Source organism: Acinetobacter sp. YH12052 (assembly GCF_013419835.1).
GTDB lineage: Bacteria > Pseudomonadota > Gammaproteobacteria > Pseudomonadales > Moraxellaceae > Acinetobacter > Acinetobacter amyesii.
In genome coordinates this window covers 17278-34350 of sequence record NZ_VOZI01000025.1, presented here as the reverse complement: position 1 = coordinate 34350, position 17073 = coordinate 17278, and the positions used below count along the sequence as shown (strand labels likewise).

Genomic DNA, 17073 nt, shown 5'->3' with positions numbered 1-17073 from the left:
GTTCAATCTGAGCCATGATCAAACTCTTCAGTTTAAAATCAATAGTACATATAGTGTACCAATCTTGGCTCATCAATTACTGACAAAAATTTGCTCAAATAAACTTCGAGTAATTTCTACCATCAATTAATGAAAATAATTTCGATCAATCAATCAGTAAAAATCCACACAAGTTGTTCTTCATAATCTCTTAATGATCTTCTTAATGCTTCGTCAGCAAATAAGAAACAACATCAAACAACTCAAAACCTTGTGTTTATCGCTGTCTGCGTTGGTATGCAGCGTATTCTATAGAGTTTCAAAACAAACACAAGCCCCTATCACAGAAATTTCTATGATATTGCGCCTGAGTGTATATTTTTTAAACTATAAGCAATTTATTGCTTATTTAAAGATCAATATATCTACATATTCCGCTTTATGAAAGACGAATTTTATAATTATTGGTGATTTTTATATTCTTCAAACTAAAAAGCCCGTAATTCAACGGACTTTTCGAATAGCACTGACTTGAATAAAACTAATGAAGTTACGAAAGTGACTTTAGTTTGCTTGCTCAGCCAACCAACTCATGAATTTTTGTCGTTCAGCTTTATTGGCCTTTTGCCAAAGCTGAATTAATTGTTGATCTGCCCCATTTTCATTAATAATCACATTTTTTGAAGCTACTACAGGAGATACTACGTTCGTTGGTTTTGCAGTTACAGATTGCGCATAAACAGGTGCTGGTTGATTTTCTGGCACAGCTTCTTTCTTCGTAAAATCTACTGCATTACCTAAAACACCATTGGAGAAAATCGTTTTTTGTTCTTTCTTCGCCCCAGCTTGCTGCACAAGTAATTGATTAGATCTGTCATACAAACCAAATATCGGCTGGTCTTTATATTTTTGCGCAGCATCAAAATCTTTTGGTGCATTGACTAGACCCAAACGATACTCTTGACCATCAATCAGTGCTGGAGTACGAATAGCGGCCACACCTGACTTTAAAATATCGTGAGAATTATCAGCATGTTGAAAAAATTCGCTATAACGTACCGTTAATAGGTTTTCACCTGCATCTAGCTTATACTTCTCCGTAGATCGAAATAAACCACCAGTAACTTCTTGATCATTAACTGCAACTATTTTAATTTCTTCCGGAACAGTCAAAGTTACAGCTGCAAATCCGGCACTACTTAACATCAGCGCTGCAGCAGCAACATTTAATCTTAAAGTCATCATTATCACTCTTTATCAATTATTTAGTTTGGAATGCACTATGCAATGCATATATGACAATCTTATGACATCTAACAATCACTGTATATTTTGTTTCAAGACATTATTTTGATATTCATTCAAGAATTTTGCATATAAAAAAAGGATGCTTAATGCATCCTTTTTAATTCATCACACCATCATTACTTAAATGTTTTGAATCGTTCTTCATCTGCAATAAAGGTTTTTTCGCCTGCAGGCGCTTCAATCGAACCGAAAACAAGTTGTGCACGTAGTTTCCATTGATCTGGCACATCAAATTCCGCAGCTGTTTCAGCATCAACAATTGGATTGTAATGTTGCAATGATGCACCGATATTTTTTTCAGCCAAAGCCGTCCAAGTAGCAAATTGAGCAATCGCTGTTGAGTGTTCAGACCATACTGGGAAATTATCTGCATAAAGTGCAAATTGTTCTTGGAGAGCTTTTACTACAGCCTGATCTTCATAAAATAATGCTGTACCAAAACCTGCTGCAAAACTATTAATCTTGCCATTGGTTCCTTCAAATGCATCTGCAGGCACAATCTTACGTAAAGTTTCACGTACGATATTCCAGAATTTTTGATGTGCATCACCAAACAGAATAACAACACGAGACGTTTGAGAGTTAAATGATGATGGACTTAAACGTACAGCATTTTTAATGGTTTTCTCAATTTCATCTTGCGATAAACTCACGTTATTACCAATAGAATAGATTGTGCGACGTTGTTCGATTTGATTCAAGAATGACATTACAAGACCTCTTTTTATTTTCAATTAGCTTACTAAGTTGAGATTTATAATAGGTGAAGTTTTTAAACGTTGCATGACTATATTTACAACATTGTGTCTTATTTCTAGAACAATCAGTTGTAAGCATCTAAATACCCACAACTCATTTACATACAGATTTTAGTTTACTGCTCTAAAAGCAGAGATCAAAGCAACTTACAGCACATAGAAATTACTCATAAATTCTAAACTGATCTTGGTCTTCTGGTTCTAAACGTTCAGGCGCTTGACCTTCAATTGAACCAAAGACCAATTGTGCACGCAGCAACCATTGTTTTGAAATATCAAAGTGTTCAGCAACAGCATAATCAATGTGTGGGTTATAGTGCTGTAAACATGCGCCTAGACCTGCATCTGCGATCGAAGTCCATACTGCGAATTGGGCCATGCCAGACGTTTGCTCCGACCACACTGGAAAATCTTCTGCACTTAATGGCACTTTCTTTTGTAATTGTTGAATCACGGCTTGATCTTCATAGAAAAGCACAGTTCCCAGGCCAGCTGCACATTGATCTATTTTGAGCGCCACACCCTCAAAAATATAACTCGCAACATTCTTGCGTTGTACGTCTTTTACTATGTCCCAAAATTTTTGATGCGATTCGCCAAATAAAACCACAATACGTGTACTTTGTGAATTATATGCAGATGGACAACTTCTTACAGACTCTTGAATCAGTTCAGCCAAGTAAGCCTGACTATAATGTACCTTCTTTCCAAGCTCGTAAATACTGCGACGTTTCTTTAGTTGGTCGACAAATGACGCTTCTACTTCTTGGTCAGTATTTTTCTTTTTTAATTTAAAATCTTTAGTGATATCCGCAGTCAATACATGACCAATTTTATCGAGTAACGCCACCCTAAACACCCCAAAGCAATTTTTATATATAAACAACAATTCCTTACTTATTCTAAGGGTTTATTAGGCTGAATTTTGATTATGATTTATTCACATGTTGCTTTTTAAATCAATCAATAAACCCTAAAACAAATAACTCCGCATTTTGCGGAGTTTATGTGACATTTAACGCATTTTATTTATCAGTTTCAAATAATGCTGCGACAAATGATTTTGCTGAGAATGGACGCAAGTCATCAATTTTCTCACCTACACCAATAAAACGAATTGGTACATGGGTACGGCTTGCAATATTAAATAACACACCACCTTTCGCAGTACCATCCAGTTTAGTAATGGTTAGACCTGTAAGCCCTACTGCCTCGTCAAACATTTCAACTTGGTTAATGGCATTTTGACCTGTGCCTGCATCTACCACTAACATCACTTCATGCGGAGCTGTAGCGTCAATTTTTTGCATTACACGTTTTACTTTAGACAACTCTTGCATGAGGTGTCCTTTGTTATGTAAACGACCTGCGGTGTCTGCAATCAGCACGTCTACGCCTTTTGCACGAGCACTTTCAAATGCATCAAAAATAACAGAAGCAGAATCTGCACCATGACCTTGAGCCACAACAGCAATATTATTGCGTTCACCCCAAATTTGTAATTGTTCTGTTGCTGCTGCACGGAATGTGTCACCAGCAGCCAACATTACTTTTTTACCTTCACCTTGTAAGCGTTTCGCTAATTTACCAATCGTGGTGGTTTTACCCACACCATTTACGCCAACAACCAAAATCACATACGGATTTTTATTGCTGTCGATATGCAGTGGTTTAACACGTGGTGCAAGTAATGCCACAAGTTCTTCTTGAAGCGCTTTATATAAAGAGTGCGAATAGATTAAATCGCCACGTTCAGTACGTTCAGTTAAGTTCGCAATAATCGTTTTGGTTGCATCAACACCAATATCAGCAACCAAAAGTTGCTCTTCAACCTCTTCTAAAAGTTCATCGTCAATTTCCTTCCCACCGATCAGGATATTCACCATGCCGTCTGCCAAGTTCTTACGTGACTTTGCTAGACCTTCTTTCATTCGACTAAAGAAGCCGCCTTTCGCCTTCGAGTCTTCAGTTTCTGACTCTGTTTCTTGTAATGGTGCAGCAACGTCTTGCTGTACTTTCGGTGTCTCGATAATCGGCACATTTACCGCAGGTAAACTCGGTAGCGTGACATCGTCATCACCGATATCAGCATCAATCAAAAATTTATTCTGCCCATGAGATTGCTGTTGCATGCCGAATCCTTGAAAAGCACTGCGTTAAAAAAACCGATTCTATCATAAGTTATCTTAAATTGAGTCGATACACGCCTGTCAGAGCGAAGCACACTAAAAAACAACATGTTGAACTTGCAATCAAAATTAACTTTAGGAAAACTAGATAGCTATAAAATGCATTTTAATGGATTCCTTTGTGTCCCATAAAAACAGATTTTCTCCTTGTTTTTTTAAAACTTTATTTCGCTCTGCACTTCCTATCTGTGTTATCAGCAGTTGCCTTTGGTCTGCAACTCATCTACATGCAGACACACGTACCCAATTAACGCGTAGCACCTTTGAAACCACGCTTAAAAATGGTTTAAAGGTCATTATCCGTGAAGACCACCGTGCACCAATGGTAATGACTCATATTTGGTATCGCGTTGGCAGTAGTGATGAGTCGGGCAATCTATTAGGGATCTCTCATGCACTCGAACATATGATGTTTAAAGGAACCACAAAAGTTCCTAATGATGAATTTACACGTCTTAGCCGTATCTATGGCGGCAGCATCAACGCTGCAACCTTTACCAATTACACGAATTATTATCAGTTGTATCCTAAAGCCTACTTCCCTATGGCGCTGGAGCTCGAAGCGGATCGTATGAGTAATTTACGATTACAACAACAAGATTTCGACCCTGAAATTAAAGTGGTTATGGAAGAACGCCGACAGCGCACAGATGACAATCCTCGTTCTTTGGCTTATGAACGTTTCAAATGGATCTCTTATCCAACCAGTCACTATCGTCAACCCGTCATTGGACACATGAAAAATCTGCAAAACATCAAATTGGCAGATTTAAAGCAATGGTATAAAGATTGGTATACCCCGAATAACGCCATTTTGGTGATTGTCGGTGATGTCGATGCCGAAGCAGCCATTCGTCAAGTTCAAAAATACTTTGGTGATATTCCATCACGCAAAACACCTGATCGTAATGATGTGATGGAATTCGAACGTGTGGGCTATCGTCATATGGAACTAAATTTACCCGTACAAGTGCCTAATTTGTATATGGCGTGGAATGTACGCTCACTGGCTACTGCAAAAAACCCACAAGATGCATATGCTCTCAATATTATTCGCAACATTTTAGATAGTGGTATTTCATCGCGCCTACAAGACAAACTGGTACGCGATAAAAAATTACTCACCGCTGTAAGTGTTTCTTATGATCCATACAATCGTGGTGATAGCTTGTTTACCATTTCAGCACTCCCTGCCGATGGCGTCAAAATGGAACAAGCGCAAAAAGCTATACAAGATGAAATCGACACTTTAAAAACAGAATTAGTCAAAACACCTGAAGTTGAACGTATCACCACACGTTTTGTCTCCAATTTAGTCTATAACCAAGATGACATCAGTAGCCAAGCCAAGACAATCGGCAACTTAGAAGTCAATGGACTCAGTTTCAGGCTAATGGACGAATTACCAAAACTATATGAAAACGTCAGCGCACAGGATATTCAACGTGTCGCAAATGCGTATTTTGTCCGAGAAAATTTAAGCACCATGTATCTATTTCCAGAACAGTCAGAGGTTCCAACAACCTCAAATAAAGCAGATCAAACTACAAAACCAGCTCAAACGGAAGTTGTTATTCCAGAGCAACAAATCAGCTCAACCCAAAACACTGAAAGCGTCTTGTAAGGATTAGTGATGACTATTACGAAAATTTTATCCCTAAGCTTACTCACTGCGTTTGGCTCAATCCTCCATGCAGAAACTTATACGGAAAATGTTCCTGACCTCAACGATAATCCGAGCCAATTACAATCTATCCCCATGCTGCAAAGTTTAAAGAATTTACAGATTGATAAAGACTACCGTGCTCCACTTGTTCAAGTGCTGAAAAACCGAAATGGTGTGAATAGCCTGTTTGTTGAATCGCAAGATCTACCCATGGTGGATATTCAACTGACCTTTAATGCAGGTTCTGCTCGTGATGAAGAAGTCGGAAAAGGCTTGTATGGTGTTGCCAACATGGCTGCACGTTTAATCGATGAAGGCACAGAAAAATACAATGCAACGCAAATTGCCTCGGTTTTTGACCAAACAGGTGCTCAATTTAGCGTGCAAGCACATCGAGATATGTTTGTCGTTCGGTTACGCGTATTGTCAGACCCTAAAAAATTAGAACCTGCTTTAAGTATGATGATGGACGTGATTAAAAATGCGACTTTTAAAACCTCTAGTCTAAACTTAGCTCTCAGTAATAACCAAGCTGGTCAGAAGCAACTCCAAGAAAGCCCAAGTCGCTTAATGAATATTCGTTTCTATCGGGCTGTATACGGCACACATCCTTATGCAGAACCGATTACGGGAACCAATGGCAGTATCAAAAAAATAACACCAGACATTTTAAAGAAGTTTCGTGATCAATTTTTAGTTGCTCAAAACATGAATATTGCCATTACAGGTAAACTCAGCAAAAAAGAAGCGCAAAACCTAGCAGAACGTATTTCTGGAAACTTAAACCAAGGTGAAAAAGCCAAAGCGCTTGCACAACCAGAAGAAAAACAAGGCTTTGATATTATCCATCTTCCCTACAATTCCACCCAAGCCAACGTCATATTTGGACATTTAGGCACCACACGCGATAACAAAGATCGATTAGCCTTAGAAGTAGCTAATCGAATGTTTGGCGGTGGTGGTTTTAACTCGGTCCTCATGCAAGAGCTTCGTGTTAAACGTGGTTATACTTATGGTGCCTATAGTGCATTTAGCTTTAGCCAAGCACCCGGAATTTTTAGTTTTAGCTATGGAACACGTCAAGATCAGCTTATAGATAGTATTCGAGTGGCACATAAGGCTTTTAATGATTTTGTCAAAATGCCTATTGATCAAAAACAAATGGAAGAAACCAAAGCCGGTATGCTGCGTGCTTTTCCAAATAATTACAGCAGTAATGCAACGATCAATGCACAGCTTGGTCTATTGGGCTTTTATCAACAAGACCCAGATTATTTGACCCAGTACCCTAAATTATTGGAAAAAATAACTGTAGCTGATGTACAAAATGCGGTTCGTACCTATATGCACCCTGAAAATATGACGGTGATTGTGGTCAGTAAAACCTTAGATAAAAATGAAGTACAGCAGATATTGGAGGAGAATGTACAAGCAGCTCCAACCAAGATAATCCCTGCGACTAAGGCTGTTCCTCTGCCAAAGCCGGAAGTTGATGTGCCCGCACAGATTCCATCTGATAAGCATGCATCAATTTAAGATAAGCACCCACACGAATGCGATCTTGCTGTCTGAGCAGCATCGCCATTTCCTGTGTTTCAGGATAACTTTGCTGCAACGCAAGTCGTGACACGTTTTGGTATTGCTGTACAGAAATAGGACGATATAAGGCAATCACAGCCAATACCAAAATCACCACGATCATGACTGAAACAAAGATATTATAAATTTGCTCAAGCTGTATTTTAGATTTGAATTGAATAATTTTTTCTAAATCAATAGTCATACACTACCTCAGGTTCAAAGTAGTGTATGGCTGACGTTCAAGAAGTTCAAGTCACAGCGCTTAAAACTGCATCAGTTCACTGTTTCAGTCTGTGAGTTAGCTAAACAATTTAATGAATAATGGTTCGTATCACCGCAAAATAAAGAATTAATGCAATAATCGCCAAAACGATAAATACTGCAAAAATACTCATTCCACCTTCTGCATGCGCAGGATGTAAATCATCATCATCGGCGATTTTGAGTAATTCGCCATTATATGCATTGTAAAATTCTAAGCGCTGTCCCTTATCTAAATCCCGTGTGAAATCATATACACGTTTACGCTGTGCCAAACCAAAATCCCCTAAATGAATTTCTTGATGAAAAATTGCTTCATCAAGATTGCGACGATGTAGATGTGCCAACTCCACAATTTGCGCTAATGTCGGAGGATAATCTAAAGTTAAACCGTCTAAAACTCTTGTCATTTTACTTCTCCTTATTATCTACAACTTCTTATGATAGTATTTTACTCACGAAAACAATTGTCCATTGTTTAATCATGTAAACTATAGCAAATTAGAAATATTTACGTGAATAGTTGACAATTCAAGATAATTGTAATATTAGTTTAATAATACTTAGTTAAATTAGTTAATAGGGCTAAAGAATGGGCCCTTAATGATCATAATTAGAATAAGGAGTTAAATATGATTCAACAATTCTCTCAACATGAACTCGAACATGTATACGCAAATGCGGTGAACACAATTCAGTCTCAAATGAACTTCAGCGATGCAGTTCACGAATTGGAAGATGCAGCTCGTGCTGGACATGGTAAAGCAGCGTTATTTTTGGCTGAACTTTATTATCAAGGCTTCCGCGTAGAACGTGACTCACTCAAAGCGCAATATTGGCAGAACATGGCCACCTTGCAAGCATAACAAAACGTCACTAAGGTGGCGTTTTTTTACACCCTTCAACTTTTGACTACATAAATTCTTACAATCCAGTTCAAAGCTTACACAGCTTTTTCATAAGAATTTCCTACAATAGGAGCAACATCAACAACACGCTGCATATGATGTCTAAATTAAAGCAATATAAACCTATTCCAAAAGATTTATTTTTCAAAATTAGTATTTTAAAAACCATGATGTACTGTGGAGTCCTTTGGGGTCTCTACCACCAACAAGGTTGGGCAATGACCAGCGATCAAGATCATATTATCTTCCCGTTTTGGCTAAATGGCATTCAAGCGCATAAATATGCCAAAAAGCATTGGCCCAACTACACTCCACGACGCATTACACCAGAAGATTTTGAGGCATCGCTATTACCAACATTGACACGCCTTAAAGTTATCCCTGCGTTGCATAGCTCAAGTCACATTCGTCTCAAGCTCACAACCTCACAAATGCGTTTATTCTTTTTTAACCAAGATAAGATTCAAATGGCATAAAACCCTCAGTGCATGTTTGACCTCTGCATGCACTGAAAAGTATTTGCTTTTTTCAAATTTCGCGCTAATTTAAATTAAACAAAAACTACTATAAAGGAATGAAAATATGACTACAGTTGCCCAAGTACTTAAAGACAAAGCTTATCAAGAAATTTACACCATCACCCCAGATGCGACTGTACTCGAAGCCATTTCCCTGATGGCACAAAAAGGCATTGGTGCCCTCGTTGTGACCCATGAAGGCACAGTTGTTGGGATTTTGTCTGAGCGTGATTACACACGTAAAATCGCCCTGATGGAAAGAACATCTTTCGATACCTCTGTCAGCGAAATTATGACGGGTAGTGTCATCACCGTGACAAGTGCCGCGACTGTCGAAGAATGTTTAGAACTTATGACAGATCGCCATTTACGTCATTTACCTGTCGTTGAGGAACAGAAATTAACCGGCTTAATCTCCATCGGCGACCTTGTAAAAGCAGCAATGGATGATCAACGCAAACTGATCGAACAACTTCAACAATATATTTCAGGCTAAACTTAAAAATCCCCCTTAACAAGCTTTAAGGGGGAAATCTAGAAATCAAAATTCTTCATACAACTCACAATATGTAATGACACACACATTACAAATTAATTACTTTTCTCAATTTCCTTTCTTATGTTGAAACCCGTTTTAGATAAATTAGACCAACTGGATGCCATCATTTTAGAATTAGAACGCTTAATGGTTTCGATGAAGAATGATGAGCTGCTGGAATACCACCGACGTACGATTAATTTGGAGATTGCTTCGTCTATCGCTGAAATTTTAGATGCAAAAGCAATTATTTATGCACTACATCCTGAGTTAATTCCAATTACATCAAGCGTTAACCACACTATATATAAAAATTATGTCAAAAAAAATATCCCAGTTAAAAACTGGGATACTTCGAATATAGATCGGGCTATACAACTGCAAAAGATTTTTGCACCATCAACAGATGATGAGCAACTTAGTCTTTTTTAATGGCAGTAATTAATTTAAACCTAATTTTTCAGCCACATAGTCTGAGTCTTTATCGCCCCGGCCTGAAACGTTAACAACAATCTTCACATCTTTGGCAAGTTTTGATGCTTCACGAATTGCCCATGCAACCGCATGTGAACTTTCTAGTGCAGGCACAATACCTTCTACACGTGAAAGCGTCATGAATGCATCTAAACATTCTTGGTCTGTCGCTGTTGTATATTCAACACGGCCTAGGTCTTTTAACAAGCTATGTTGTGGCCCCACTCCAGGATAATCCAAACCTGATGCAATTGAATGCACTGGTAATGGTTCACCCTGTTCATCTTCAAGGACATAACATGCCATGCCATGAATTTGACTTGGCTTACCCAATGTCAACGTCGCAGAGTGCATATTGGTATCTAAGCCATGACCAGCCGGCTCTACACCCACAAGTTTAACATCGGTGTCATTGAGGAATGCTGTAAATGCACCAACGGCATTGGATCCACCACCCACACATGCAACCACATAGTCAGGATTTGCACCAAAACGCTCGTTGGTCTGAACTTTAATTTCATCACCAATAATTGACTGGAAGTCACGAACCATTTTCGGGAATGGATGTGGACCAACCACTGAACCAATCGCATAAATAAAATTGGTTGGATCTTTTAAATATTCTTCAAATGCGCTATCTACTGCATCTTTGAGCGTAGCTGTACCACGAGTAACAGAGATTAGGTTGGCACCTAAAATCTTCATTTTCACCACGTTTGGATGTTCTTTTTCAATATCCACTTGCCCCATGTGAATTTCACATGGAATACCCACCAAGGCACAAGCCGTTGCTAATGCCACACCATGCTGACCTGCACCAGTTTCTGCGATCACTTTGGTTTTACCCATGTATTTTGCTAACAAAGCTTCGCCAAGGCAGTGGTTAATTTTATGTGCGCCAGTATGGTTGAGATCTTCACGTTTCAGGTAGATTTGTGCTCCACCTAATTTTTCAGACAAGCGCTTTGCATAAAACAATGGACTAGGACGTCCAACATAGTGTGCAAACAACTCTTTCAATTCATTTTGAAATTCTTCTGTATGACGAATTTGCTCATAAGCAACATTAATGTCATCCATTGCCTGTTTTAAATCTGGTGGAATGAACTGCCCACCGTATTCACCGAAGAAACCTTCTTCATTAGGTAATGCGATACCATTAATTTGATGATCCATCATATTTCCTTCATGTTGTATGCAGAACAAAGACTTTTAAATACTATCCAATTTTGAAAATAAGAAACAATGCAAAATTGGAGTAAGTAATATAAACATCATTGATAAGAAAAAGTATCGTTTTTAACGCTTTAGCGCGCTAAATATTTCGTCATATCTTCCACACCTTTTAGGGTCATTGGGAACATATGATCTTCAAAGATTTGTTTAATCGCAGCAATGGTTTGGGTGTAATGCCAATAACTTTCTTCTTCTGGGTTTAACCACGCTGTTTTATCAAAATGATTACGTAAACGCTGTAACCACACCTGACCCGCTTCATCATTCATATATTCCACAGATCCACCTACCGAGTTCAACTCATACGGTGCCATACTTGCATCACCGACCACGATGACACGGTAATCTCGCCCATAGGTATTGAATAGATCCCATGTATTCATACGCGTGCTTGAACGGCGAATATTGTCTTTCCACACATAGTCATATAAACAGTTATGGAAATAGAAATACTCTAAGGTTTTAAATTCAGTTTTTGCAGCGGTAAAGAGCTTCTCGCATTGGGCAATATGTGAATCCATCGATCCCCCAACATCAAACAGCATCAACACTTTAATGCGGTTACGTCGTTCTGGAACAAGCTGTACATCCAAAATGCCTTGCTTGGCTGTTTCACGAATGGTTCCATCAATGTCAAGCTCATCTGCTGCACCTTGACGGGCAAATTTACGCAAACGACGCAATGCCATCTGCATCTGACGACTGCCGAGAATCTGCTCATCATCTAGGTTTCGGTATTGACGTTGTTCCCAAACTTTCACCGCAGATCGTTTACGACCAGGCCCACCGATACGCACGCCTTCAGGATGGTCACCATAGGCACCAAAGGGCGAGGTACCGCCCGTACCAATCATTCGATTACCACCCTGATGCTTTTTATGCTGCTCGCGTAAACGCTCTTCGAGCATTTTCATCAATTCTTCTAATGAACCAGCTTTTTTTAATTCTTCTCGTTGTTCTGGTGTTAAATGCTTTTCGATTAGCTCAAGGTCAAACCAATCCTTTGGCAGTTTATGTACCTGATTTAATAGCTCATCCAAATCAAAGGTGGCAATACCGTCAAAATAGTCCTTCATTGCACGGTCGAACTTATCAAAGTAACGTTCATCTTTGACCATGACGGTTTTTGCAAGCTGATAAAATTCATTTTGATCTGCAAAGACCAGCCCTGCTGCCACTGCTTGGTTCAAGTCAATCAATTCACGAGTTGAAACAGGAACACCGTATTTTCGAAGGGTATAAAACAATCGCACAAACATAGGCGAATAAAATCCAATAAAAATTAAATATCAGGAGGTCAAATCCAGTGTGAATGCATGTGATCTTGTTATTTCATCTGCAACTGAGTCTTGCCTTTACATCCACCATTATGAAAAATTGATTCCTACAAGTAAAGCCAAAAGCTTTTACTGTGTGTTCATATACGTTGCCCTACCTACCCAAAGAAACACAAACGGCATGATTTATTCGCAAGTCGCATTTCTTTCTTTAAGTGATTTTTTAAGAGTTTCATATTTGCGCTGAACATCGAGACGATCTTGCTGCAACTTTTCAATAGACACGATTTTATGAAAACCTTGATGGTTTCTATAGCGGTTAAAGTCATTTAGATTCAAGATCACAAAATCATAGTATTTCAGCTCGAGTACAGTTGCAGCACAGGCCTTTTGTTGAATGGTCGTTTGAGCTGCGAGATGATCTGATTGATCAATGAGCTTTTCTTTAAGTTGATGTTCTGCAACTTGCGCCCAATACGCATCCTGGAGTAGCTGTTGATGCTGCTGTTCAAACTGAGCATCATCCATTGCATAGCTAAAACTAGAAAAATAAAAACTCGCAGCCAACAAAAGTACAGTCGGCTTTAATCTCCTAGGTACAGCTATGTGTACACGAGATACGTATGCATTTGTCTGCATAATTCACCTTTATATTTTTTAATACTCAAAATAAAAGCCGGATAACCGGCTTTTAAATCTTTTAAAGAATTGATATCAATTAACGACGTGACATAAATGCTAAACGTTCAAGCAATTGCACATCTTGTTCGTTCTTAATCAAGGCACCATAAAGTGGTGGAATTGATTTCGATTTATCTGTGTTGCGTAAAATATCTTCTGGCATATCATCAGCCATCAGCAAACTCAACCAATCAATCAACTCAGAAGTTGAAGGCGGTTTCTTTAAACCCGGAACTTGACGTAATTTAAAGAAAATTTGCAGTGCTTCAGAAACCAAGGTATTTGAAATATTTTCAAAATGCACATCGATGATTTCACGCATGGTTGCTTCATCAGGGAATTCAATATAATGGAAGAAACAACGACGCAAAAAGGCATCTGGAAGTTCTTTTTCATTATTTGAAGTAATGATCACGATTGGACGTTGTGTTGCCGTAATCGTTTCACCTGTCTCGTACACAAAGAATGACATTTTATCGAGTTCGTGTAGCAAATCATTAGGGAATTCGATATCTGCTTTATCAATTTCGTCAATTAGAAGTACACAACGTTCTTCACTGGTAAACGCTTCCCAAAGTTTACCCGGCTTAATATAGTTTTTGATGTCATAAACACGGTCATCGCCCAACTGACTATCACGCAGACGAGATACGGCGTCGTACTCGTACAAACCTTGTTGAGCCTTGGTCGTCGATTTGATATGCCAAGTAATGAGCTTAAGGCCTAAACTTTCAGCCACTTGTTCGGCTAAAAGTGTTTTACCTGTCCCCGGCTCACCTTTAACCAAAAGTGGCTTTTGCAATGAACGTGCAGCTTTTACTGCAAGTTTTAAGCTATCGGTCGCAATATATTGATCTGTACCAGTAAATTGTTGAGTTTCAACAGACATGACATAACCTTATTTTTTTATTTAAAGCGGTGAAATTTTCTTGTTTACAACGTGCTGTGGTTTCGCTGCATTGTATTTGGTCCAAAAATAACCGAGGACTAAACCAATACCCACCACAAAGAGAATCAACGATAGATTCAACCAAACCAATGGCTGATCTTTTGTTAATACACCAAAAATCAAACCAAAAATCGCAGGTGCGATTGCTGCATTTGAACCTTCAGAAACGGTTGGTGTTAATAAAATAGCAAATACGATAAGCCAACCAATGGCACCGATCGTTTTGGGTAAGCGCTTCATCAGCCCATACCAACACAACAAAGCAATTACAGCCCCACCTAGGTAAACCGTAATTGCAATACTGCTTTCAGGAATTGAGTCCAATACCGATACTACACCATTCATTTTCACAACTCCTGAATTAACTTAAGCGCCGCGCAAGCCTTCTGGCTCAACTGCATTTGGGTCAATTAAACCTTCTGGAGGCATTTGAATAAAGAACCCTTTTGTTTCAATTGAATCTAGTACATGCAATACGTTCACACGTGCAAGTTTGCGTGATTCACTAAGTTCTAGATCCATGACAAATGTGGCACGACCAAATGCTGTACGTAAAGCATCAGGCATTACTGCAAGCGGATCAGTCGCTTCAGTTTCGTTTTCATTAACTTCAGGACGGGCAATATAAAGATACATTTCATCTTTTTTGCTCGATTTGTAGATAGAACAGTACATAATTGAATCAATACTCATTAAACGCAAGGCAAAGGATACATCAAAAAAAAGACTGATACATTAGTGTTTATTAACGCATCAGTCGTGAATTTGTATAAGTGATAGTTCTTTAATCAATCAGAACTTATTCCATCACTTTCATTTGACCAGAAAGATAGCTTTCATCGGCATGCAGCACTTCAATTAAAGGCTTCGTCAGCAAATCATAGCGCCAGCCCAACAAATAACTCGGTAAATATTGTTCATCATTATGAAAAACCACATGCTGATACAAAGCATTTAACCATTTTTTGCGCATTAAAACCTCTTTAGGCACAGAGGTTACTTGTACTGCACGCTGAATAACAGTATCGACACGTGACCCAATATCTTGAGAAGAGTGTCGAATTGGACGTGCCATACGCAGCGGCCATTCAGCTTGTTCTGGTAAAAACTTCAACAAATCTAAAATAATTTTACCATGCTCGCGCACAATGTTCGGACGAATGTCTTTCACCGCGCTCAATTGAAAATTATTTTTTGGATTCTTCTCTACCATATCAATGATGGTTGAGTTTTTAAGAATAAAGCTACGTGGCTGATTTAAGGCTTTCACCATTTGCTCACGCCAAACGGCCAATTGCTGAATTTGCATGAGCTGACGACGTGAATGTCGATAATTACCAATATCGTGATACAGCAAATGGATCGGCGTTTCAGTGCCAATTTCATAAGTTAAATTTTTGCAGTCCTCAAGCACACAATTTAATAAACTTTTCGCAGCCAACTCATTTTGAATCGTTTGGCTTAAATTCATTAAATAATGTACATCATTCGCTGCATAGTTCAATTGCTCGGCACTGAGTGGACGAGCCAACCAATCTGAACGTGTCTGATCTTTATCTATATCTACATCGAGCATAGTTTTTAAGGCATTTTGATAGCTGACTTGTAAGCCATGCCCTAAAAATGACATCCCAACTTGTGTATCAAAGACATTTTCTAAAGACTTATGCTGTGCATAGTGATAAATCAGGTCGATATCTTCACTACAAGCATGAAAAATGTTTTGCTGAGCCGCAAATAATTTTTGCCAGAATTGGCTTAAATCGAGGGTTGTACCATCAAGTAAATACACCTGATTTTGTACATTAATTTGGAAAAGTCCAAGTTTGGGCCACAGGGTATCTACTTTTATAAACTCGGTGTCGAGTCCGTAAATCGAGCTTTGGTCCATAAGATTTAAAACAGAATTTAAATCTGGCTGATTTTGAATGAATTGATACATAAGTTGCTGAGTCTAATTTTAGATGCTCTATGAGCTTATATTAACTGATATATATTATTTATCTATAAGGAAAAACGTTATTTTAGTGACTTATTTTCTTTATTTGGCTTTTTTATTCATTATAAATAAAAACTTTAATCGTTATTAAGTATAAATAATTAGGTGAAAATTATACAAAGCGAAACGAGTTTCGCTCTATAGTTACTTCATTCGCATTCGGTTATGCACGGCCTGACTTAAGGTATGACTATCCACATATTCAAGCTCACCACCCTGTGGTACACCCTGTGCAATACGGGTCATTTGTATTGGTAAATGTTTGGTCGCTTCAACCAAATAATGTGCTGTCGCTTGACCTTCAACCGTTGCATTGGTCGCCAAGATCACTTCCTGCACTTTACCATCACTTAGTCGTTGAATTAAATATGGGATACCAATTTCGTCGGGGCCAATACCATCGAGTGGCGACAAATGCCCACCCAATACATGATATTTCCCTCTAAAACTGCCACTTTGCTCGATTGCCATGACATCTGCAGGAGATTCAACCACACAAAGCAGTTGATCATCACGCTCTGACGAGACGCATATGTTGCACACTTCATCTTCAGTCAATGAATGGCAAATGGAACATTCATGAATATAGTTGGTTGCTTCAGTCAAGGCATGTGCCAGACCAACAGCACCCTCCCTATTTTTCATGATTAAGTGCAGTGCCATTCGTTGAGCCGACTTTGGCCCAACGCTTGGCAAAATACGCAATGCCTGTACAAGTTGATCAAAACGATCACTAAACATTTAACGTATT

The 17073-nt window shown here is 38.7% G+C and carries 19 protein-coding genes and 1 pseudogene; 6 read left to right on the top strand and 14 right to left on the bottom strand.

All coding sequences use genetic code 11. The features are described 5' to 3' along the window. Positions 1–543 precede the first annotated feature (543 nt). The 4 genes from FTU06_RS15165 to ftsY form a co-directional block, all read right to left on the bottom strand. Positions 544–1221, bottom strand: a complete 678-nt coding sequence (locus FTU06_RS15165; RefSeq protein ID WP_180147437.1) for a DUF2057 domain-containing protein — start codon at positions 1219–1221, stop codon at positions 544–546. Between the two features lie 182 nt (positions 1222–1403). Further along, entirely contained in the window at positions 1404–1997 is a 594-nt protein-coding gene (locus FTU06_RS15160) for a nitroreductase family protein (protein ID WP_180090236.1), read from the bottom strand. 211 nt (positions 1998–2208) lie between these two features. After that, on the bottom strand, positions 2209–2895 hold the full coding sequence (locus tag FTU06_RS15155; protein WP_180056124.1) for a nitroreductase family protein: 687 nt from the start codon (positions 2893–2895) through the stop codon (positions 2209–2211). A 175-nt stretch (positions 2896–3070) separates the two neighbouring features. Next, a complete protein-coding gene (gene ftsY, locus FTU06_RS15150; protein WP_168379661.1) occupies positions 3071–4177 on the bottom strand; it encodes a signal recognition particle-docking protein FtsY in 1107 nt (368 codons plus the stop codon). Between the two features lie 250 nt (positions 4178–4427). Between ftsY and FTU06_RS15145 the strand changes: the two are divergent. Both FTU06_RS15145 and FTU06_RS15140 read left to right on the top strand, forming a co-directional pair. Continuing rightward, positions 4428–5744, top strand: a pseudogene (locus FTU06_RS15145) (M16 family metallopeptidase); the annotation flags it as partial. Positions 5745–5867: 123 nt separating this feature from the next. Beyond that, positions 5868–7436 (top strand): pitrilysin family protein, encoded by a 1569-nt coding sequence (locus FTU06_RS15140; RefSeq protein ID WP_180147428.1) that lies wholly within the window; start codon positions 5868–5870, stop codon positions 7434–7436. Here FTU06_RS15140 and FTU06_RS15135 read toward each other — a convergent pair. Together FTU06_RS15135 and FTU06_RS15130 are read right to left on the bottom strand one after the other, a co-directional pair. Beyond that, entirely contained in the window at positions 7360–7683 is a 324-nt protein-coding gene (locus FTU06_RS15135; protein WP_111884935.1) for a hypothetical protein, read from the bottom strand. The genes FTU06_RS15140 and FTU06_RS15135 overlap by 77 nt on opposite strands. Before the next feature lie 109 nt (positions 7684–7792). Continuing rightward, positions 7793–8152, bottom strand: coding sequence for a hypothetical protein (locus tag FTU06_RS15130; RefSeq protein ID WP_180023554.1), 360 nt, complete (start codon positions 8150–8152; stop codon positions 7793–7795). A gap of 222 nt (positions 8153–8374) precedes the next feature. On the opposite strand from FTU06_RS15130, the gene FTU06_RS15125 reads away from it, so the two are divergent. The 4 genes from FTU06_RS15125 (at position 8375) to FTU06_RS15110 (ending at position 10138) form a co-directional block, all read left to right on the top strand. Then, a complete protein-coding gene (locus tag FTU06_RS15125; protein ID WP_078188494.1) occupies positions 8375–8608 on the top strand; it encodes a hypothetical protein in 234 nt (77 codons plus the stop codon). Positions 8609–8748: 140 nt separating this feature from the next. After that, on the top strand, positions 8749–9126 hold the full coding sequence (locus FTU06_RS15120) for a DUF2750 domain-containing protein (protein ID WP_078188495.1): 378 nt from the start codon (positions 8749–8751) through the stop codon (positions 9124–9126). A 106-nt stretch (positions 9127–9232) separates the two neighbouring features. Continuing rightward, positions 9233–9664 (top strand): CBS domain-containing protein, encoded by a 432-nt coding sequence (locus FTU06_RS15115; protein WP_078193901.1) that lies wholly within the window; start codon positions 9233–9235, stop codon positions 9662–9664. Between the two features lie 123 nt (positions 9665–9787). Continuing rightward, a complete protein-coding gene (locus FTU06_RS15110; RefSeq protein ID WP_180063084.1) occupies positions 9788–10138 on the top strand; it encodes a hypothetical protein in 351 nt (116 codons plus the stop codon). 9 nt (positions 10139–10147) lie between these two features. On the opposite strand, the gene trpB is transcribed toward FTU06_RS15110, so the two are convergent. The 8 genes from trpB to recR form a co-directional block, all read right to left on the bottom strand. Beyond that, complete coding sequence (trpB, locus tag FTU06_RS15105) at positions 10148–11356, bottom strand: tryptophan synthase subunit beta (protein WP_180063175.1); 1209 nt, start codon at positions 11354–11356, stop codon at positions 10148–10150. A gap of 131 nt (positions 11357–11487) precedes the next feature. Continuing rightward, a complete protein-coding gene (locus tag FTU06_RS15100; RefSeq protein WP_180007278.1) occupies positions 11488–12675 on the bottom strand; it encodes a VWA domain-containing protein in 1188 nt (395 codons plus the stop codon). 204 nt (positions 12676–12879) lie between these two features. Further along, positions 12880–13332 (bottom strand): hypothetical protein, encoded by a 453-nt coding sequence (locus FTU06_RS15095; RefSeq protein WP_180147425.1) that lies wholly within the window; start codon positions 13330–13332, stop codon positions 12880–12882. 79 nt (positions 13333–13411) lie between these two features. Next, positions 13412–14263, bottom strand: a complete 852-nt coding sequence (locus FTU06_RS15090; protein WP_078188501.1) for a MoxR family ATPase — start codon at positions 14261–14263, stop codon at positions 13412–13414. A gap of 21 nt (positions 14264–14284) precedes the next feature. Continuing rightward, positions 14285–14668, bottom strand: a complete 384-nt coding sequence (locus FTU06_RS15085; protein ID WP_078193907.1) for a hypothetical protein — start codon at positions 14666–14668, stop codon at positions 14285–14287. 21 nt (positions 14669–14689) lie between these two features. Continuing rightward, a complete protein-coding gene (locus FTU06_RS15080; RefSeq protein WP_078188503.1) occupies positions 14690–14998 on the bottom strand; it encodes a YcgL domain-containing protein in 309 nt (102 codons plus the stop codon). Positions 14999–15122: 124 nt separating this feature from the next. Beyond that, the gene (locus tag FTU06_RS15075; RefSeq protein WP_180147422.1) at positions 15123–16265 is read right to left on the bottom strand and encodes an HRDC domain-containing protein; all 1143 of its coding nucleotides are present in this window, start codon (positions 16263–16265) and stop codon (positions 15123–15125) included. Positions 16266–16466: 201 nt separating this feature from the next. Then, positions 16467–17063: a recombination mediator RecR gene (gene recR, locus FTU06_RS15070; RefSeq protein WP_078188505.1), complete on the bottom strand. Its 597-nt coding sequence runs from the start codon at positions 17061–17063 to the stop codon at positions 16467–16469. Positions 17064–17073 lie beyond the last annotated feature (10 nt).